Genomic DNA, 16,213 nt, shown 5'->3' on the forward strand with positions numbered 1-16,213 from the left:
TCGGCCGTCAACTCGCACTCGGAGCCGGGACGGATCAGGTGTACTTGATCTCGAGACCGATCCCGAGGATCGCGATGAGCCAGATGAGGCCGGTGAATACGGTGAGGCGGTCGAGGTTCTTCTCGACGACCGTGGAGCCGGACAGGCTGGACTGCACGCCGCCACCGAACAGGCTGGACAGACCGCCACCCTTGCCGCGATGCAGCAGGATCAGCAAGATCAGCGCCAGGCTGGTGATGACCAGCAGAATATCCAGAAACAGATCCATGTCCACCTCAAACTCGATTCGATGCCCTCAGCAGCCTACCTGGCCCCACGAACGACTTCGGACACCCCGCCGAAGCGAGGTGTCCGAAACCAGTTCTGTGCAGCGGTGACGATGGCCGATCAGGGCAACGGTCCCCCTGCGGCGATGGCCGACAATGTGGCGAACTCGTCCGCCTTGAGCGAAGCGCCACCGACCAGCGCGCCGTCGACGTCGGGCTGGCCGACGATCTCGCCGACGTTCTTGGCGTTGACCGAACCGCCGTACAGCACGCGGACGCCCGCGGCGACCTCGGCCGACGCCAATTCCTTCAATTCCTCCCGAATGGCACCGCACACTTCCTGAGCGTCCGACGCCGAGGCCACGCGTCCCGTGCCGATGGCCCATACCGGCTCGTAGGCGATGACGACCTTGGCGATGTCGTCGGCCGAGAGGCCGTCGAGCGAACCGCGGAGCTGAGCCACGTTGTAGGCCACGTGCTCACCGGCCTCACGGATGTTCAGACCCTCGCCGATGCACACGATCGGTGTGAGCCCGTTCTTCAAGGCAGCCTTCGTCTTCGCCAGAACGACGGCGTCGTCCTCGCGGTGCAACGTGCGTCGCTCGGAGTGGCCGACCACGACGAAGGTGCATCCCAGCTTGGCCAGCATCGACCCGCTGATCTCGCCCGTGAATGCGCCGCTGTCCTCGGCGGAGACGTCCTGCGCACCATAGGTGAGCAGGAGCTTGTCGCCTTCGATGAGCGTCTGGACGCTGCGGATGTCGGTGAACGGCGGAATGACCGTGACGTCCACCTTGTCGAAGTACTTCTCGGGCAGCGAGAAGGCGATCTTCTGCACAAGCGAGATGGCCTCGAGGTGGTTGAGGTTCATCTTCCAGTTGCCCGCGATGAGCGGCTTACGTGCCATGCGTTACGCCTCCAGGACGGATAGACCGGGCAGCTGCTTGCCCTCGAGGTATTCGAGGGATGCACCGCCACCGGTGGAGATGTGCGAGAAGCCGTCGTCGGGCAGCCCGAGGGTGCGTACCGCAGCCGCGGAATCACCACCACCGACCACGCTGAACGCGCCCTTCTCGGTGGCTCCGATGATCGCCTCTGCGATGCCCTTGGTACCGGCCGAGAACTTGTCGAACTCGAAGACGCCTGCAGGTCCGTTCCAGAAGATCGTCTTCGCATTGGACAGCACGACGGCGAAACGACTGACCGAGTCCGGTCCGATGTCCAGACCCATCCAGCCGTCCGGAATTTCGGACGCCTTCACGGTCTTCGACTCGGCGTCGGCCGCGAACTTGTCTCCTACGACGATGTCGACCGGAAGGTGGATCACGTCGCCGAAGCGCTCGAGCAGGTCCTTGCAGACCCCGATCTGATCCTCCTGAAGCAGCGAGTTACCGACCGAATAGCCCTGCGCCGCAAGGAAAGTGAACGCCATGCCGCCGCCGATGACGAGGGTGTCGACCTTGGGAGCCAACGCCTCGATGACGCCGAGCTTGTCCGAGACCTTGGAGCCGCCGAGCACCACCGCGTACGGACGAGCCGCATCCTCGGTCAGCTTGGCCAACACCTCGACCTCGGCCGCGACGAGTGTGCCCGCGTAATGCGGAAGCAGCTGCGCCACGTCGTAGACCGACGCCTGCTTGCGGTGCACGACGCCGAATCCGTCGGAGACGAATGCCGCATCGTCGCCGGCGAGAGCAACGAGCTCGCGAGCCAGTGCGGCTCGCTCGGACTCGTCCTTGCTGGTCTCACGCGGATCGAAGCGGATGTTCTCGAGCAGCAGTACGTCGCCGTCGGTCAGGCCCTCGGCGCGTGCCTCGGCGTCCTGACCCACAACGTCTCCCGCGAGCTGGACGTGCCGGCCGAGCAGTTCGCCGAGCTTGGCAGCGACCGGAGCCAGACTGTACTTCGCATCGGGCTTGCCGTCGGGGCGACCGAGGTGAGCGGTGACGATGACCTTCGCTCCGGCTTCGACCAGTGCACGAAGGGTCGGAATCGACGCCTGGATGCGGCCGGGGTCGGTGATCGTGCCGTCCTCGAGCGGGACGTTGAAGTCCGATCGCACGAGGACGCCACGTCCTTCGACACCGGCATCGAGCAGATCCTGCAGTGTCTTGACAGCCATCGGTGTCAGAGGGACTTGCCGACGAGACCGATGAGGTCGGCGAGGCGGTTGGAGTAGCCCCACTCGTTGTCGTACCAGGAGACGATCTTCACCTGGTCGTCGATGACCTTGGTCAGCGGCGCGTCGAAGATCGACGAGTGCGGATCGGTGACGATGTCCGAGGACACGATGGGATCGGTGTTGTACTTCAGGATGCCCTTCAGCGGGCCCTCCGCGGCAGCCTTCATCGCGGCGTTGATGTCCTCGGCGCTGGCCTTCTTTTTCAGCAGAGCGGTCAGGTCGGTGACAGAGCCGGTGGGGATCGGCACCCGAAGTGCGTAGCCGTCGAGCTTGCCGAGCAGCTGCGGGAGAACCAGGCCGATGGCCTTGGCTGCACCGGTACCGGTGGGGACGACATTCAGAGCTGCGGCACGTGCACGACGCAGATCGCTGTGCGGGCCGTCCTGCAGGTTCTGATCCTGCGTGTACGCGTGAATGGTCGTCATGAGACCCGAGACAATGCCGAACTCGTCGTCGAGAACCTTGGCGATGGGGCCGAGGCAGTTGGTGGTGCACGACGCGTTGGAGATGATGTTCTGGCTGCCGTCGTACTTGTCGTCGTTGACGCCCATGACGATGGTGATGTCCTCGCCCTTGGCGGGCGCGGAGATGATGACCTTCTTGGCACCGGCGTCGATGTGACCCTGAGCCTTCGCAGCGTCGGTGAAGATGCCGGTGGACTCGACGACGACGTCGACACCCAGGTCACCCCACGGAAGTGCGGACGGTCCCTCACGCAGCGACAGAGCCTTGATCTTCTGGCCGCCGACGACGATGGTGTCTTCGCCTTCGAGCGAGACGTCGTGCGGCAAGCGGCCCAGGATCGAGTCGTACTTGAGCAGGTGTGCGAGCGATGCGTTGTCGGTCAGGTCGTTGACAGCAACGATTTCGATGTCGGTGGTACCGAGCGCCTTCTGCGCGTCGACAGCCCTGAAGAAGTTACGCCCGATGCGGCCGAAGCCGTTGACGCCTACCCGGATCGTCACTGTTCGCTCCTAAAAGTTGTGAAAACAGATGTCTGGTCGTGCCTGCATGCGGGGTGCCACACGCGGTTCCTACCCTAGTGTGCGCTCCGGCGGAGCGCGCGCATCACTCGATCGAGGCGCTCTACGCCTCGTCGAGCAGCTCTGCGGTGACCGCCGACTCGGTGTCGGGTATCCCGGTCTCCTTCGCTTTCCGATCGGCCATGGACAGCAGACGCCGGATCCGACCGGCCACCGCGTCCTTGGTCATCGGCGGGTCGGCCAACTGACCGAGTTCCTCCAGCGAGGCCTGGCGGTGCTGGACTCGAAGCGATCCTGCCGCAGCGAGATGATCGGGTACGTCGTCGCCCAGAATGTGCAGAGCCCGCTCGACGCGAGCGGCGGCCGCAACCGCGGCCCGAGCGGACCGGCGCAGGTTGGCGTCGTCGAAGTTGGCCAGACGGTTGGCGGTGGCCCGCACCTCGCGGCGCATCCGGCGCTCCTCCCACACCAACCGGGTGTCCTGAGCGCCCATGCGCGTGAGCAACGCTCCGATTGCTTCGCCGTCTCGTACGACGACTCGATCGGTGCCGCGCACCTCACGTGCCTTGGCTGCCACTCCGAGGCGCCGAGCGGCACCGACGAGGGCGAGCGCTGCTTCGGGCCCGGGGCAGCTGATCTCGAGCGCGGACGACCGGCCCGGCTCGGTGAGCGAGCCGTGGGCGAGAAACGCGCCGCGCCACGCGGCCTCGGAGTCGCCGACCGTGCCGCCCACGACCTGAGCGGGCAGGCCACGCACAGGACGTCCACGGAGGTCGAGCAGCCCGGTCTGGCGGGCCAGAGCCTCACCGTCCTTGGCCACGCGCACCACGTACCGAGACGTCTTGCGCAGGCCTCCGGCACTGAGCATGTGGACATCAGAGGAGTAGCCGTACAGCTCGAAGATCTCGCGTCGCAGCCGCCGTGCGATGGAGCCGAGATCCACCTCGGCCTCCACCACCACTCGACCCGCGACGATGTGCAACCCGCCGGCGAAACGCAGCAGGGCGGACACCTCGGCCTTGCGGCAGCTGACCTGACTGACGGTGAGCCTGCTCAGCTCGTCCTTGACCTCCGCTGTCATGGCCACGAAGTGATCCCCTCTCTGCGCGCCGCTGTCGGTACCGAGCCGTCGGTGGACGACACGATGGCTCCGAGAGCAGCAGCCAGCTTTCCGTAATGATGTGCGTGAGTGCCGGTTTCGGCAACGTCGACGTAGACGACCCCAGCGCCGAGCCGGGCAGCGGCGCGCGCAACGTGCTCGCGGTTGCTGCCCTCCGGGACCGAGGCAGAATCGACCACCACGTGGTCTATTCCCAAATCAGGTGCGTGTTGGGAGAGTACGTGGACATGTCGCTCGGCGGAGAATCCGGTGGTCTCCCCCAGCTCCGGTGCCAGGTTGAGTACGAGCACCTTGGGCGCACTCGTGCGCGCCAATGCAGCGAGCTGATCCGGCACCAGAACGTGGGGAATGACACTCGAGAACCACGATCCTGGACCGAGCACGACCAGGTCCGCCGCGGCGATGGCGGTCAGCGCCTCCGGCGTCGCAGGCGGATCCGGTGGCAACAGACGCACGCGTCGAACCTTGCCGGGCGTCGTGGCGACGGCGACCTGACCGCGAATGACGCGACTCACGCGTGGGTCGTCCTCGAGGCCGGACACATCGGCTTCGATGTCGAGCGCAATCGGTGACATCGGCAGCACTCGTCCGTCGATACCGAGCATGTGCACCATCTCGTCGAGGGCAGCTATCGGGTCGCCGAGTACTTCGGTGAGCCCGGCGAGCACCAGATTGCCCACCGAGTGGCCGGCCAAGGCACCGGTGCCCCCGAATCGGTGCTGAATGACGTCGGTCCACAGCTGGGTCCTGGCGTCCGAGCGCGCCAGGGCAGCCAGCGCCATCCGGAGATCGCCGGGCGGGATGACGCCGAGTTCTGCCCGCAGACGACCCGAGGACCCGCCGTCGTCGGCGACCGTCACGACTGCAGTGACATCGCTGCTGAGCAGCCGAGCTGCCGACAGCGTCGCGTACAAACCGTGGCCGCCGCCCAGAGCGACGATCTTGGGACCCGATCCCGATACCGGACGGTGCGGAGTATCGCTCATTCGCGGCCCAGATCACGGTGCAGGACGCGGACCGATACGTCCCCCTGTTCGGCGAGAATACCGGCCAGGGCCTCCGTCATCGCGACGCTTCGGTGTTTTCCTCCGGTGCAGCCCACGGCCACCGTCATGTATCGCTTGCCTTCCCGCACGTATCCCTCGATGGTCAGATTCAACAGGTGCGTGTACGTCTGCAGGTAGTCGTGCGCCCCGTTCTGTCCGAGGACGTAGTCGCGCACATCCGCGTCCTGACCGGTGTGTTCGCGCAGTTCGGGCACCCAGTGCGGATTGGGCAGAAAACGCACGTCGCAGACCAGGTCGGCATCCATCGGTAAGCCGTACTTGAAGCCGAAGGATTGGACCGTCACGCCGACGCCGACAGTGTCGGAGGCCCCGAAGACCGTTTCGATCTTGCGCCGAAGCTGGTGCACCGACAACGAGGTCGTGTCGACGGTCAGGTCGGCGGCCGCCTTGACCTGCGCGAGCCGTAGTCGCTCGGCGGTGATCCCCTCGGTCAGAGTTCCGTCCTGGCCGTCGTTCTGCAACGGGTGACTGCGCCGATTCGATTCGAACCGCTGGACCAGCACGGCGTCGGACGCATCCAGGAACAGCACGCGATTGCGCACACCCTTGGAGTCGAGTTCCTTGACCACCCAGCCCAGATCGCCGGTGAACAGGCGGCTGCGCACGTCCATCACCAAGGCGAGACGCTCGATACGGGGCTGCGACTCCAGCCCGAGATCGACCATCTTGGAAATGAGCTCGGGCGGCAGGTTGTCGGCCACGTACCAACCCAGATCTTCGAGAATCTTGGCGGCCGTGCGCAACCCGGCGCCGGACACGCCCGTGACCAACGCCACTTCGATGCCGTCGTGCGGCGAATCTGCCCGCTCGTCGGGGTTTCCGGGGTGCGGCTCGGACGGTGGGTGTGCCTGTGTCTGGTGTTCGCTCACTACGAAGCCTGTCCCGCCGATTCCACACGCGGTTCGATCGCATGGTCGGCCGTGTTCTCGCCCGGTGTCGTTGCCGTTGCGCTGCCATCATCGCCTACATCGGCCCCGCTCGGGTCGGAACCCAACGCGGCCAGCACCGACTTGGCGGTGGTCGCGCCGATTCCGGGGACCTCGACGATCTCTTCGACCGTTGCCTTCTTGAGATTGGCCACCGATCCGAAATGCGCCACCAGCGCGGTTCTCCTCGACTCGCCGAGCCCGCGCACCGAGTCGAGGGCCGACGCAGTCATACGGCGTGATCGCTTGCTTCGATGGAAGGTGATGGCAAATCGGTGCGCCTCGTCGCGTACTCGCTGCAGGAGATAGAGCGATTCACTCGTGCGCGGGAGGATCACCGGATCCTCCTCCCCCGGTACCCACACTTCTTCCAGTCGTTTGGCGAGCCCGACGACGGCGACGTCGGTGACACCGAGTTCGTCCAGCACTGCTGCCGCCGCTGCGACCTGTGGTGCACCGCCGTCGACGACGAACAGGTTGGGCGGATAAGCGAACCTGCGTGGCCTCCCGGTTTGGGGATCGAGCGCAGCTTCGGGAGCGAGATCGCCGCCGCTGCCGACAGCGTTGGCTCCGTCTGCAGAATGACGAAGGAAACGACGCCGGGTCACCTCGGCGATGCTGGCGACGTCGTCGGAATGCCCGTCGCCTGCCGCTTCCTTGATCGCGTAGTGGCGGTAGTCGCTCTTGCGCGGCAATCCGTCCTCGAACACGACCAGTGACGCGACCACATCGGTGCCCTGCACGTGCGAGATATCGATGCATTCGATTCTCAGCGGTGCCGAATCCAGATCGAGCGCCTCCTGAATGCCTTGCAGCGCAGCAGATCTCGATGTGAAATCACCCGCACGCTTCAGCTTGTGCTGCTGCAGAGCCTCTTTGGCGTTGCGTTCGACGGTCTCGGCCAGTGCCTTCTTGTCGCCGCGCTGCGGAACCCGCAAAGTGACATTGGATCCACGCAACTCGCTGAGCCACACCTGCACTTCGTCGGCGTTGTCCGGTAACACCGGCACCAGTACCTCACGCGGAACCGCGTTGGACCCGCCGTCATCGCCGCCCGGGGTCTGCGCGGACAACGCAGCCTGTTCGCCGTAGAACTGGGTGAGGAACTGTTCGACGAGGGCGGGGAGGTCGGCCTCGTCCTGCCGTTCGATCACCTCACCCGCCTTCTCGACCACCCACCCGCGCTGTCCCCGTACGCGGCCACCGCGGACGTGGAAGACCTGAACGGCGGCTTCGAGGGCGTCGGTGGCGAATGCGACCAGATCTGCGTCGGTACCGTCACCGAGCACCACGGCCTGCTTCTCCAACGCCCGACGCAGCGCGCCCACGTCGTCACGTAACCGTGCCGCGGTCTCGAAGTCGAGATCCTCCGAGGCCGCCTGCATCTTCTTCTCGAGCTGTCGCACGAGTTTGTCGGTCTTGCCGGCCAGGAAGTCGCAGAAGTCCTGGACGGTACTGCGGTGTTCTTCGGCACTGACGCGTCCCACGCACGGCGCCGAGCACTTGTCGATGTACCCGAGCAGGCAGGGGCGACCGATCTGGTTGTGCCGCTTGAAGACTCCGGTCGAGCACGTTCGTGCCGGGAACACGCGCAGCAGCAGGTCGAGCGTCTCGCGAATGGCCCACGCATGAGCGTAGGGACCGAAGTAGCGCACGCCCTTACGGCGGGGTCCGCGGTACACGAACAGGCGTGGGAATTCCTCGTTCATCGTCACCGCGAGCATCGGGTAGCTCTTGTCGTCGCGGTAGCGGACATTGAACCGTGGATCGAATTCCTTGATCCAGTTGTACTCGAGCTGCAGTGCCTCGACTTCGGTGGTGACCACCGTCCACTCCACGGACGCCGCGGTGGTGACCATCTGCCGGGTCCTCGGATGCAGCGAGGCCACGTCGGCGAAGTAGGAATTGAGGCGACTGCGCAGGCTCTTGGCCTTGCCTACGTAGACGACGCGACCGTGCGGATCGCGGAATTTGTACACGCCCGGTTCCACCGGGATGGTTCCGGTGGCCGGACGATAGGTAGCGGGGTCGGACACGCCTTCCACGTTAGCGGTCGGGTCCGACGTTCTCCGCATCTCCAGCTCAGCAGCGGTGCACGAGAGCGTGCGGCAGAGAGTCAGTCCTGATCGACGCGAGCGGGCGCGTACTCGCGCTCGAGCGCACGGAACTTTCGAACGGCCGCGACGGCGTGCTCACGATCGTTGGACTGGATGGCCATCACATTGATGAACTCGTCGTCGGGGATGTCGACCCTGGCCCACATCGCCCCGTCGGGAAATGACAGGCCGCGCACGAGGTCCCACTCGATCATCCGCTCCGAGAACACGTTTCGGACCGCCACACCTGCCGGACCGACGCGAATGCGCGGGCGGGTGAGCAGCAGGGCCAGGCCCGCCAGCAGCACGCCTATTCCCGCCATCGCCAGCTGATCGGCGGTCCTGAAGTAGACCCCGGTCGGAGACACCCGAAGCAGCACCGCGACAGTCGAGTGAGCGACGACGAGCAACACCGCGGCAGCGATCGCGTACCGGGCCGACTTACGGGACTTCACTTCCATGTCCCATTCGGACGGGGATTCGTCGCGCGTCATTGGAAGTCCTGATTCGTCCACGGCTGCCGGAGGTGCTTGAGGGTCAGGGCCGTGTCGATGGCGGCCGCGGTGGCCTGCCCACCCTTGTCCTCGAACGAGTCGGGCAGACCGGCGCGATCGAGCGCCTGCTGCTCGTCGTTGGTGGTGAGCACCCCGTTGGTGACCGGAGTGCCCTCGTCGAGCGATACCCGTGTCAGGCCGGCTGTGACGGCATCGCAGACGTACTCGAAGTGCGGTGTGCCGCCGCGGATGACCACGCCGAGAGCGACGACGGCATCGTGGGTGCGAGCCAGGGCCTGGGCGACTACGGGTAGTTCGATGGCTCCGGCGACGCGTATGACCGTGACGTCGCGTACCCCGGCGGACTCGGCTTTGCGGAGCGCACCGGCGAGCAGCGCCTCGGAGACCGTCCGATGCCACTGACCGGCCACGACAGCCAACTTCAGATCACTCGCGCCTGCGAGCTGCAGGGTGGGTTCGCCGTCGCCGCTCATGGGTTGACCCCGTTCTCGCGGGCAGGAGTGGAGCCTGCGGAATGACCGTTTTCGCCAGTGGGGTCATTTTGCTCGAAGTCGTCCAGGCCGACCAGGTCGTGGCCCATGCGGTCGCGTTTGGTGCGCAGGTAGGTCAGGTTCTCGGCGTTGGCGCGCAACGGCATCGGCACCCGCTCGGTGACGTGCAGGCCGTAGCCGTCGAGCCCGACTCGTTTGGCCGGATTGTTGGTGAGCAGGCGCATGGACGAGACCCCGAGGTCGACGAGGATCTGGGCGCCGATTCCGTAGTCGCGGGAGTCTGCGGGCAGACCGAGCTGCAGATTGGCGTCGACGGTGTCCGAGCCTGCGTCCTGGAGTTGGTAGGCCTGGAGTTTGTGCAGCAGGCCGATTCCGCGTCCTTCGTGTCCTCGCATGTACAGCACGATTCCGCGATCCTCGGCCGCCACCATTTCGAGGGCGGCGTCGAGCTGAGGGCCGCAGTCGCAGCGCAACGATCCGAAGACGTCGCCGGTGAGGCATTCGGAGTGCACCCGGACCAGCACGTCGCTGCCGTCGGCGTCGGGGCCGGAGATGTCGCCGCGCACCAGCGCGACGTGCTCGACCTCGTCGTAGATGCTCTGGTAACCGACGGCCCGGAAGGTGCCGTGGCTGGTGGGGATTCGCGCGTCGGCGACGCGGACGACGTGCTTCTCGTGCTTACGACGCCACGCGATCAGGTCGGCGATCGAGATCAGTGCGAGGTCGTGTTCGTCGGCGAACACCCGCAGCTCGTCGGTCTGCGCCATCGCTCCCTCGTCCTTCTGGCTGACGATCTCGCAGATGACTCCGGCGGGGCGGAGGTCGGCCATGCGGGCGAGGTCCACGGCCGCCTCGGTGTGGCCGGGGCGGCGCAGTACGCCGCCTTCCTTGGCGCGCAACGGGACGACATGGCCGGGGCGGGTGAAGTCGTTCGCTCCGGTGTCGGGGTCCGCGAGCAGGCGCATCGTGGCTGCTCGGTCGGAGGCGGAGATACCGGTTCCGATACCTTCTCGCGCGTCGACGGTGACGGTGTACGCCGTTCCGTGTTTGTCCTGGTTGGTGGCGAACATCGGCGGCAGGCCGAGTCGGTCGCAATCCTCACCGGACAACGGGACACAGAGGTAGCCCGAGGTATAGCGGACCATGAAGGCAACCAGTTCCGGGGTGGCCTTCTCGGCGGCGAAGATGAGGTCGCCTTCGTTCTCGCGGTCCTCGTCGTCGACGACCACCACTGCTTTGCCCGCAGCGATGTCCGCAACTGCGCGCTCGATACTGTCGAACCTGGTCACGAAAGTGCGCTCCATAGGTCTCGGGCCTGGCTCAGCGCCCTGGAAATGTCTCCGATGCACCGTTACCTGCGTGCACTTCAACAGTACTTACTGTGCGTCGATCGCCTGCAGCCGCTCCACGTACTTGGCGATGACGTCGACTTCGAGGTTGACCGGTGAACCCACCTCGGCCGTGCCGAGTGTGGTCAGGTCGAGGGTGGTGGGGATCAGCGAGATCTCGAACCAGTGCCCGCCGTCGTCGACTCCGAGCCCGGACACGGTGAGCGAGACACCGTCGACCGTGATGGATCCTTTCTCGACGACGTAGCGCGCTACCGACGTGGGCATGGTGATGCGCACGACGGTCCAGTTCTCGGACGGGCTGCGTCCGGCTACCGTGCCGGTTCCGTCGACGTGTCCTTGGACGAGGTGCCCGCCGAGCCTGCTACCGAGTGCCGCTGCGCGTTCGAGGTTGACGCGACTGCCGACATCCAGAGCGCCGAGGCTCGATCGGTTCAACGTCTCCTGCATGACGTCGGCGGTGAATCCGCCGTCGGGAAGTACTTCGACGACGGTCAGACACACTCCGTTCACCGCGATGGAATCCCCGTGGCCGGCATCGGAGGTCACCACCGGGCCCCGGACGGTGAAGCGAGCGGCGTCGGGCAGTTCGTCCTTGGCCACGATCTCGCCCAGCTCTTCGACGATTCCGGTGAACATCTACTTCGCTCCTTCGGGCACGACACTCAGAAGAACGTCGTTGCCGATCATGGTGACTGTCTCCGTGCGGAACCGAATTGCGTCGGCAATTGTTCCGATCCCCGCATTCTCCACCGCAGCCGGGCCGGTCCCCAACACCGCAGGTGCGATGTAGGCGACAACGCGGTCCACGAGACCGGCGGCGAGGAACGCGCCTGCCAGAGTCGGACCACCTTCTATCTGAATGTCGGTGTACTCGCTCAGCGCGTCGATCACCGCAGCCGGGTCGTGTGTGTCCAGAAACACCGTCGGTGCCTCCGGACCGCGGATCGCGGCGGTCGCCGGTGCGGGCCTCGATCCGACGACGACTCGAACCGGCTGATGCGATGCCAGGGTGCCGTCGGGGCGACGAGCAGTCAGCCGTGGATCGTCGGCCAGTACGGTTCCGGTTCCGACGACGATGGCGTCGAGCTTGGCCCGTTCGGCGTGCACGTGCGCCCGCGCCTCGGGTCCGGTGATCCACTGGCTCGTTCCGTCGGCGGCGGCGCTGCGTCCGTCGAGCGTCGCGGCGTATTTCCAAGTGACGTGCGGCCGTCCGGTGCGTTGTTTGTGCAGCCAGGCCCGCAGTGGCCCCTGCTGTACCTCGCGCGTCCCCACGCCCTGTTCGACGCGAATCCCGGCGTTCCGCAGTGTGTCTGCCCCGCCGGACGCGAGCGGGTTCGGATCCGCTATCGCGAACACGACCGACGCGACCCCGGCTGCGACGAGAGCCTGCGAGCACGGTCCGGTGCGGCCCGTGTGGTTGCACGGCTCGAGTGTCACCACCGCGGTGCCGCCGCGCGCACGGTCGCCGGCCTCGGTGAGTGCGACGATCTCGGCGTGGGGGCCGCCGGGTGGACGGGTGGAGCCGGAGCCCACCACGATGCCGCGGGCGTCGAGGATCACGGCACCGACCGCGGGGTTGGGGCTGCTGATGCCCCGAGCGGCCTCGGACGCGTCGACGGCCAGAGCCATCGCCTCGACGACCGACACGGCCGAGCCCGGGGCATCGGTCACGACAGGTGGTGCGATGCGCGGGCGGCCCGGCCGCGGAGATCACGCACTGCGGCGGCGGGATCGGCGGTGTTGTACACGGCCGAACCGGCCACGAAGCAATCGATGCCGGCCTCGGCGGCCTGCTCGATGGTGTCGGAGTTTATGCCGCCGTCGATCTCGACCACCAAGCGTAGATCTCCGGAATCGACAAGTGCCCGAACAGCTTTGGCTTTGGACAGTACTTCGGGCATGAACGACTGCCCTCCGAAACCGGGCTCCACACTCATCACCAGCAGAGTGTCGAAGTCGCGCAGAATCTCGAGGTAGGGCTCGATCGGGGTACCCGGCTTCACCGACAGGCCGGCTTTCGCACCGGCGGCCCTGATGTCGCGCGCCACGGCGCTGGGGTCATCCGTTGCTTCGGCGTGGAACGTGACGTTGTATGCCCCGGCCTCGGCATACGGCGGGGCCCAGCGCGCCGGATCCTCGATCATCAAGTGGCAATCGAGGGGAATGCTCGTTGCTTTGAGCAGACTCTCGACCACCGGTAGCCCGAGGGTGAGGTTGGGGACGAAGTGTGCGTCCATGACGTCGACGTGGAGCCAATCGGCCCCCGCGACGGCATCGGCTTCGGCGGCGAGGCGCGCGAAATCGGCGGACAGAATCGAGGGAGCGATCATCGGGGAAACCACGACTGGTGAGCCTAGTCGAGCCGGTATCGTGCCGACATGGCCACCATGGACTCCGCGAGCGCCGTCCTTGCCGAATTGCCCGAAGTCACCGAAAGCGTTCGGTACGGGAATCCCGCCTGGGGCATCGGCAAGCACGTGTTCGCGTGGGTACGACCGTTCAGCAAGGCCGACCTGAAACGATTCGGCGACGAGACCCCGCCCGCCGGACCGATCCTGGCCGTCAGGACTGCCGACCTGCACGAGAAGGAAGCCATCCTCGCCGCACATCCGCGCTCGTGCTTCACGATCCCGCACTTCGACGGGTTCTCTGCCGTTCTGATCGACGTCGACAACGCCGAGGACGACGAACTGCGCGAACTCCTCGTCGACGGGTGGCTGGTGTACGCACCCGCAGACGTGGCCGAGGCGTTCCTGGCCGGAGGGTGATCAGACCGGCTTGCGCAGCGCCGCCATGAACATCGCGTCGGTACCGTGCCGATGCGGCCACAGTTGCACCGACGGGCCGTCACCCAGTTGCGGTACTCCCGGCACGAGCGCGCGGGTGTCGAGCTGTTCGACGCCGTACCGGCGTACGGCGTCTGCAACGACGGCCGCTGTTTCGGACAGATGCGGCGAGCACGTCGAGTACAGCACCACCCCGCCGGGCCGGACCAGATCGATCGCTGCCGCCAGCAATTCCTTCTGCAGGGTGACCAATGCCGCCACGTCGGACGGTTGGCGACGCCACCGCGCTTCGGGGCGACGACGCAGCGCTCCGAGACCGGTGCACGGCGCGTCGACGAGCACGCGGTCGTAACCCGCGTCGAGTCCGGACTCGCGGCCATCGACGGTGTGCACCGTCACCGGTAGGTCCTTGGTGGTCTTGGACACGAGGTCGGCGCGGTGCGGGGTCGGTTCGACGGCGTCGACCCGTGCGCCGTCGATCTCCGCCAGGGCACCGAGCAGGGCGGCCTTGCCGCCCGGACCGGCGCACAGGTCCAACCATCTGCCACCGTCGTCGCCGAGCAACGGTGCCAACGTCAGCGCGCGGCCGACGAGCTGACTGCCCTCGTCCTGGACTCCGGCCAGTCCGTCCCGGACGGCATCGAGCTTGCCGGGGTCGCCGCCGTCGAGGTGCACCGCGTACGGCGAATAGGGACCTTCCTCTCCCCCGGTGATCAGCGCCAGTTCTTCGGCGGAAATCTCTCCCGGTCGCGCGACGAGGTGGACCGAGGGACGCGCGTCGTCCGCCTCGAGCACCGCGGCGAGTTCCCCGGCATCGGCTCCGAGCGCATCGGCGAAGGCCTGCGCAATCCACTTGGGATGGGCGTATTCGAATGCCAGGTGACCGACCGGATCCGCCGTCGTCGCCGGTGCCAGCTCGTCGACCCACTGCGCTGCGGTTCGCTCGGACACTCGTCGCAGCACGGCGTTGACGAAACCTGCCTTGCCGGAACCGAATTCGGAGCGGGCGAGATCTACCGACGTGGCGACGGCTGCGTGCGGGGCAACCCGGGTGCGCAGCAGCTGATAGGCCCCGAGCCGAAGGATGTCGAGCAGTGGTCCGTCGATCTCTGCGGCAGGCCGCCCGGCCGCGTGTGCGATCACGGCGTCGAGCACACCCCGAGCGCGTGATGCGCCGTAGGCGAGTTCGGTGGCCAGCGCGGCATCGCGAGAATCCAACTTGCGCTCGCGGAGCAACCCGGGCAGCACCAGGTTCGCGTACGCATCGCGCTCCCGCACCGCTTTGAGCACGTCTCTGGCCGCACGCCGTGCCGGATCGATCGCGTCGACCGCACGGGGTCCGGTGCCCTGCGGCGGCCGGTTCCCTTTGGGCCCACGTGCCCCCGGTGACTTCTTGACGTACTTGCGGGGCTGGCTCGACTCGCGCTTACGAGGCCTGTCGGGCTCTGTCATCGTGCCACCGCCGTATCGTCCAGCCGAGCGCCGCGCGCCCAGTCGAGTGCCCTCATGACCTTCTTGCCCTGAGGTTGAATATCGCCGAGAACGACTGCGCCGGTTCCGGTTCCGATGTGTACACCGGTCTTGCGTACGTCGATCGTTCCCGGCTCCAACGTGTCCGGCGACAGCTGAACAGGAGCGATCTTGACGCGGAGATCCCCGATGGTCGTCCACGCGCCCGGGGCCGGTGTGACGGATCTGATGTGTCGGTCGACGAATGCCGCGGATCTCGTCCAGTCGATGCGCGCGGCATCGACTGTCACTTTGCTCGCGTAGGACACACCGTCCTCGGATTGCGGTAGCGCTGCCGCCGTTCCGTCCTCGATCGCGTCCAACGTCGCGGCGAGCAAGTGGGCTCCGCTCGACGCCAGACGCCCGAGCAGATCACCCGTGGTGTCGGAATCCCGAATCCGTTCGGTGGTGACACCGAGTACCGGACCGGTGTCCATCCCGACGTCGAGAAGGAACGTCGATGCGCCTGTGACGTCGTCGCCCGCGGCGATCGCGGCCTGTACCGGTGCCGCGCCACGCCACGCGGGCAACAGTGAGAAGTGCAGATTGATCCAGCCGTACCGAGGTATGTCGAGTACCTGTTGCGGCAACAACGCGCCGTACGCAACGACCGGGCACACGTCGGGGGCGAGGTCGGTCAGCGCCGCCACGAACTCCGGGTCCGACGGCCTCGCGGGAGTGAGCACCGGGATGCCGTGCTCGTCCGCCAACACTCCGACGGGCGAGCGCACGGTCTTGCGTCCACGGCCGGCTGCGGCATCGGGCCGGGTGACCACGGCGATCACCTCGTGCCGTTCGGACTCCACCAGTCGCGCGAGTGACGGGACCGCAGGTTCCGGTGTTCCGGCGAAGACGACGCGCACTGAAGGCAACTCCCTGGGATGGACGAAACGATGTCGGTTGTCCATCCTAGGGAGTCA

The 16,213-nt window shown here is 66.5% G+C and carries 17 protein-coding genes; 1 reads left to right on the forward strand and 16 read right to left on the reverse strand.

The annotated features are described in order from the left end of the window. Positions 1 to 34 precede the first annotated feature (34 nt). The 14 genes from secG to rpe form a co-directional block, all read right to left on the reverse strand. Positions 35 to 268, reverse strand: a complete 234-nt coding sequence (gene secG / locus VF34_RS16810; RefSeq protein WP_027497008.1) for a preprotein translocase subunit SecG — start codon at positions 266 to 268, stop codon at positions 35 to 37. Positions 269 to 387: 119 nt separating this feature from the next. Next, complete coding sequence (tpiA, locus tag VF34_RS16815; RefSeq protein ID WP_032372465.1) at positions 388 to 1,173, reverse strand: triose-phosphate isomerase; 786 nt, start codon at positions 1,171 to 1,173, stop codon at positions 388 to 390. Positions 1,174 to 1,176: 3 nt separating this feature from the next. Further along, on the reverse strand, positions 1,177 to 2,388 hold the full coding sequence (locus VF34_RS16820; protein ID WP_027497006.1) for a phosphoglycerate kinase: 1,212 nt from the start codon (positions 2,386 to 2,388) through the stop codon (positions 1,177 to 1,179). Positions 2,389 to 2,393: 5 nt separating this feature from the next. Further along, on the reverse strand, positions 2,394 to 3,413 hold the full coding sequence (gene gap, locus VF34_RS16825) for a type I glyceraldehyde-3-phosphate dehydrogenase (RefSeq protein WP_008716538.1): 1,020 nt from the start codon (positions 3,411 to 3,413) through the stop codon (positions 2,394 to 2,396). 121 nt (positions 3,414 to 3,534) lie between these two features. After that, on the reverse strand, positions 3,535 to 4,518 hold the full coding sequence (gene whiA / locus VF34_RS16830) for a DNA-binding protein WhiA (RefSeq protein WP_027497005.1): 984 nt from the start codon (positions 4,516 to 4,518) through the stop codon (positions 3,535 to 3,537). Next, positions 4,509 to 5,537 (reverse strand): gluconeogenesis factor YvcK family protein, encoded by a 1,029-nt coding sequence (locus tag VF34_RS16835; RefSeq protein ID WP_045841763.1) that lies wholly within the window; start codon positions 5,535 to 5,537, stop codon positions 4,509 to 4,511. Before VF34_RS16835 ends, whiA begins: the two co-directional genes overlap by 10 nt. After that, positions 5,534 to 6,400, reverse strand: a complete 867-nt coding sequence (gene rapZ / locus VF34_RS16840) for an RNase adapter RapZ (RefSeq protein WP_032365838.1) — start codon at positions 6,398 to 6,400, stop codon at positions 5,534 to 5,536. Before rapZ ends, VF34_RS16835 begins: the two co-directional genes overlap by 4 nt. Positions 6,401 to 6,486: 86 nt before the next feature. After that, positions 6,487 to 8,580 (reverse strand): excinuclease ABC subunit UvrC, encoded by a 2,094-nt coding sequence (gene uvrC, locus VF34_RS16845; protein WP_045841911.1) that lies wholly within the window; start codon positions 8,578 to 8,580, stop codon positions 6,487 to 6,489. Positions 8,581 to 8,660: 80 nt separating this feature from the next. Then, a complete protein-coding gene (locus VF34_RS16850; RefSeq protein WP_027497001.1) occupies positions 8,661 to 9,134 on the reverse strand; it encodes a PH domain-containing protein in 474 nt (157 codons plus the stop codon). Further along, positions 9,131 to 9,628: a 6,7-dimethyl-8-ribityllumazine synthase gene (ribH, locus tag VF34_RS16855; RefSeq protein ID WP_027497000.1), complete on the reverse strand. Its 498-nt coding sequence runs from the start codon at positions 9,626 to 9,628 to the stop codon at positions 9,131 to 9,133. The genes VF34_RS16850 and ribH overlap by 4 nt, the downstream gene beginning before the upstream one ends. Further along, positions 9,625 to 10,935 (reverse strand): bifunctional 3,4-dihydroxy-2-butanone-4-phosphate synthase/GTP cyclohydrolase II, encoded by a 1,311-nt coding sequence (locus VF34_RS16860; RefSeq protein ID WP_045841912.1) that lies wholly within the window; start codon positions 10,933 to 10,935, stop codon positions 9,625 to 9,627. Before VF34_RS16860 ends, ribH begins: the two co-directional genes overlap by 4 nt. 87 nt (positions 10,936 to 11,022) lie before the next feature. Continuing rightward, positions 11,023 to 11,634, reverse strand: coding sequence for a riboflavin synthase (locus VF34_RS16865; RefSeq protein WP_027496999.1), 612 nt, complete (start codon positions 11,632 to 11,634; stop codon positions 11,023 to 11,025). Continuing rightward, complete coding sequence (gene ribD, locus VF34_RS16870) at positions 11,635 to 12,627, reverse strand: bifunctional diaminohydroxyphosphoribosylaminopyrimidine deaminase/5-amino-6-(5-phosphoribosylamino)uracil reductase RibD (RefSeq protein WP_045841913.1); 993 nt, start codon at positions 12,625 to 12,627, stop codon at positions 11,635 to 11,637. Positions 12,628 to 12,665: 38 nt separating this feature from the next. After that, entirely contained in the window at positions 12,666 to 13,340 is a 675-nt protein-coding gene (gene rpe / locus VF34_RS16875; protein WP_032365752.1) for a ribulose-phosphate 3-epimerase, read from the reverse strand. Positions 13,341 to 13,376: 36 nt separating this feature from the next. Between rpe and VF34_RS16880 the strand changes: the two genes are divergently transcribed. Continuing rightward, a complete protein-coding gene (locus tag VF34_RS16880) occupies positions 13,377 to 13,766 on the forward strand; it encodes an MmcQ/YjbR family DNA-binding protein (RefSeq protein WP_032372467.1) in 390 nt (129 codons plus the stop codon). Here the strand turns inward: VF34_RS16880 and VF34_RS16885 are convergent, their stop codons facing one another. Both VF34_RS16885 and fmt read right to left on the reverse strand, forming a co-directional pair. Beyond that, on the reverse strand, positions 13,767 to 15,236 hold the full coding sequence (locus tag VF34_RS16885) for an RsmB/NOP family class I SAM-dependent RNA methyltransferase (RefSeq protein ID WP_032372468.1): 1,470 nt from the start codon (positions 15,234 to 15,236) through the stop codon (positions 13,767 to 13,769). It abuts the gene before it with no gap. After that, entirely contained in the window at positions 15,233 to 16,156 is a 924-nt protein-coding gene (gene fmt, locus VF34_RS16890; RefSeq protein ID WP_032372469.1) for a methionyl-tRNA formyltransferase, read from the reverse strand. The genes VF34_RS16885 and fmt overlap by 4 nt, the downstream gene beginning before the upstream one ends. Positions 16,157 to 16,213 lie beyond the last annotated feature (57 nt).

It is taken from the genome of Rhodococcus sp. PML026 (genome assembly GCF_000963615.1).
GTDB classification, from domain to species: domain Bacteria; phylum Actinomycetota; class Actinomycetes; order Mycobacteriales; family Mycobacteriaceae; genus Rhodococcoides; species Rhodococcoides fascians.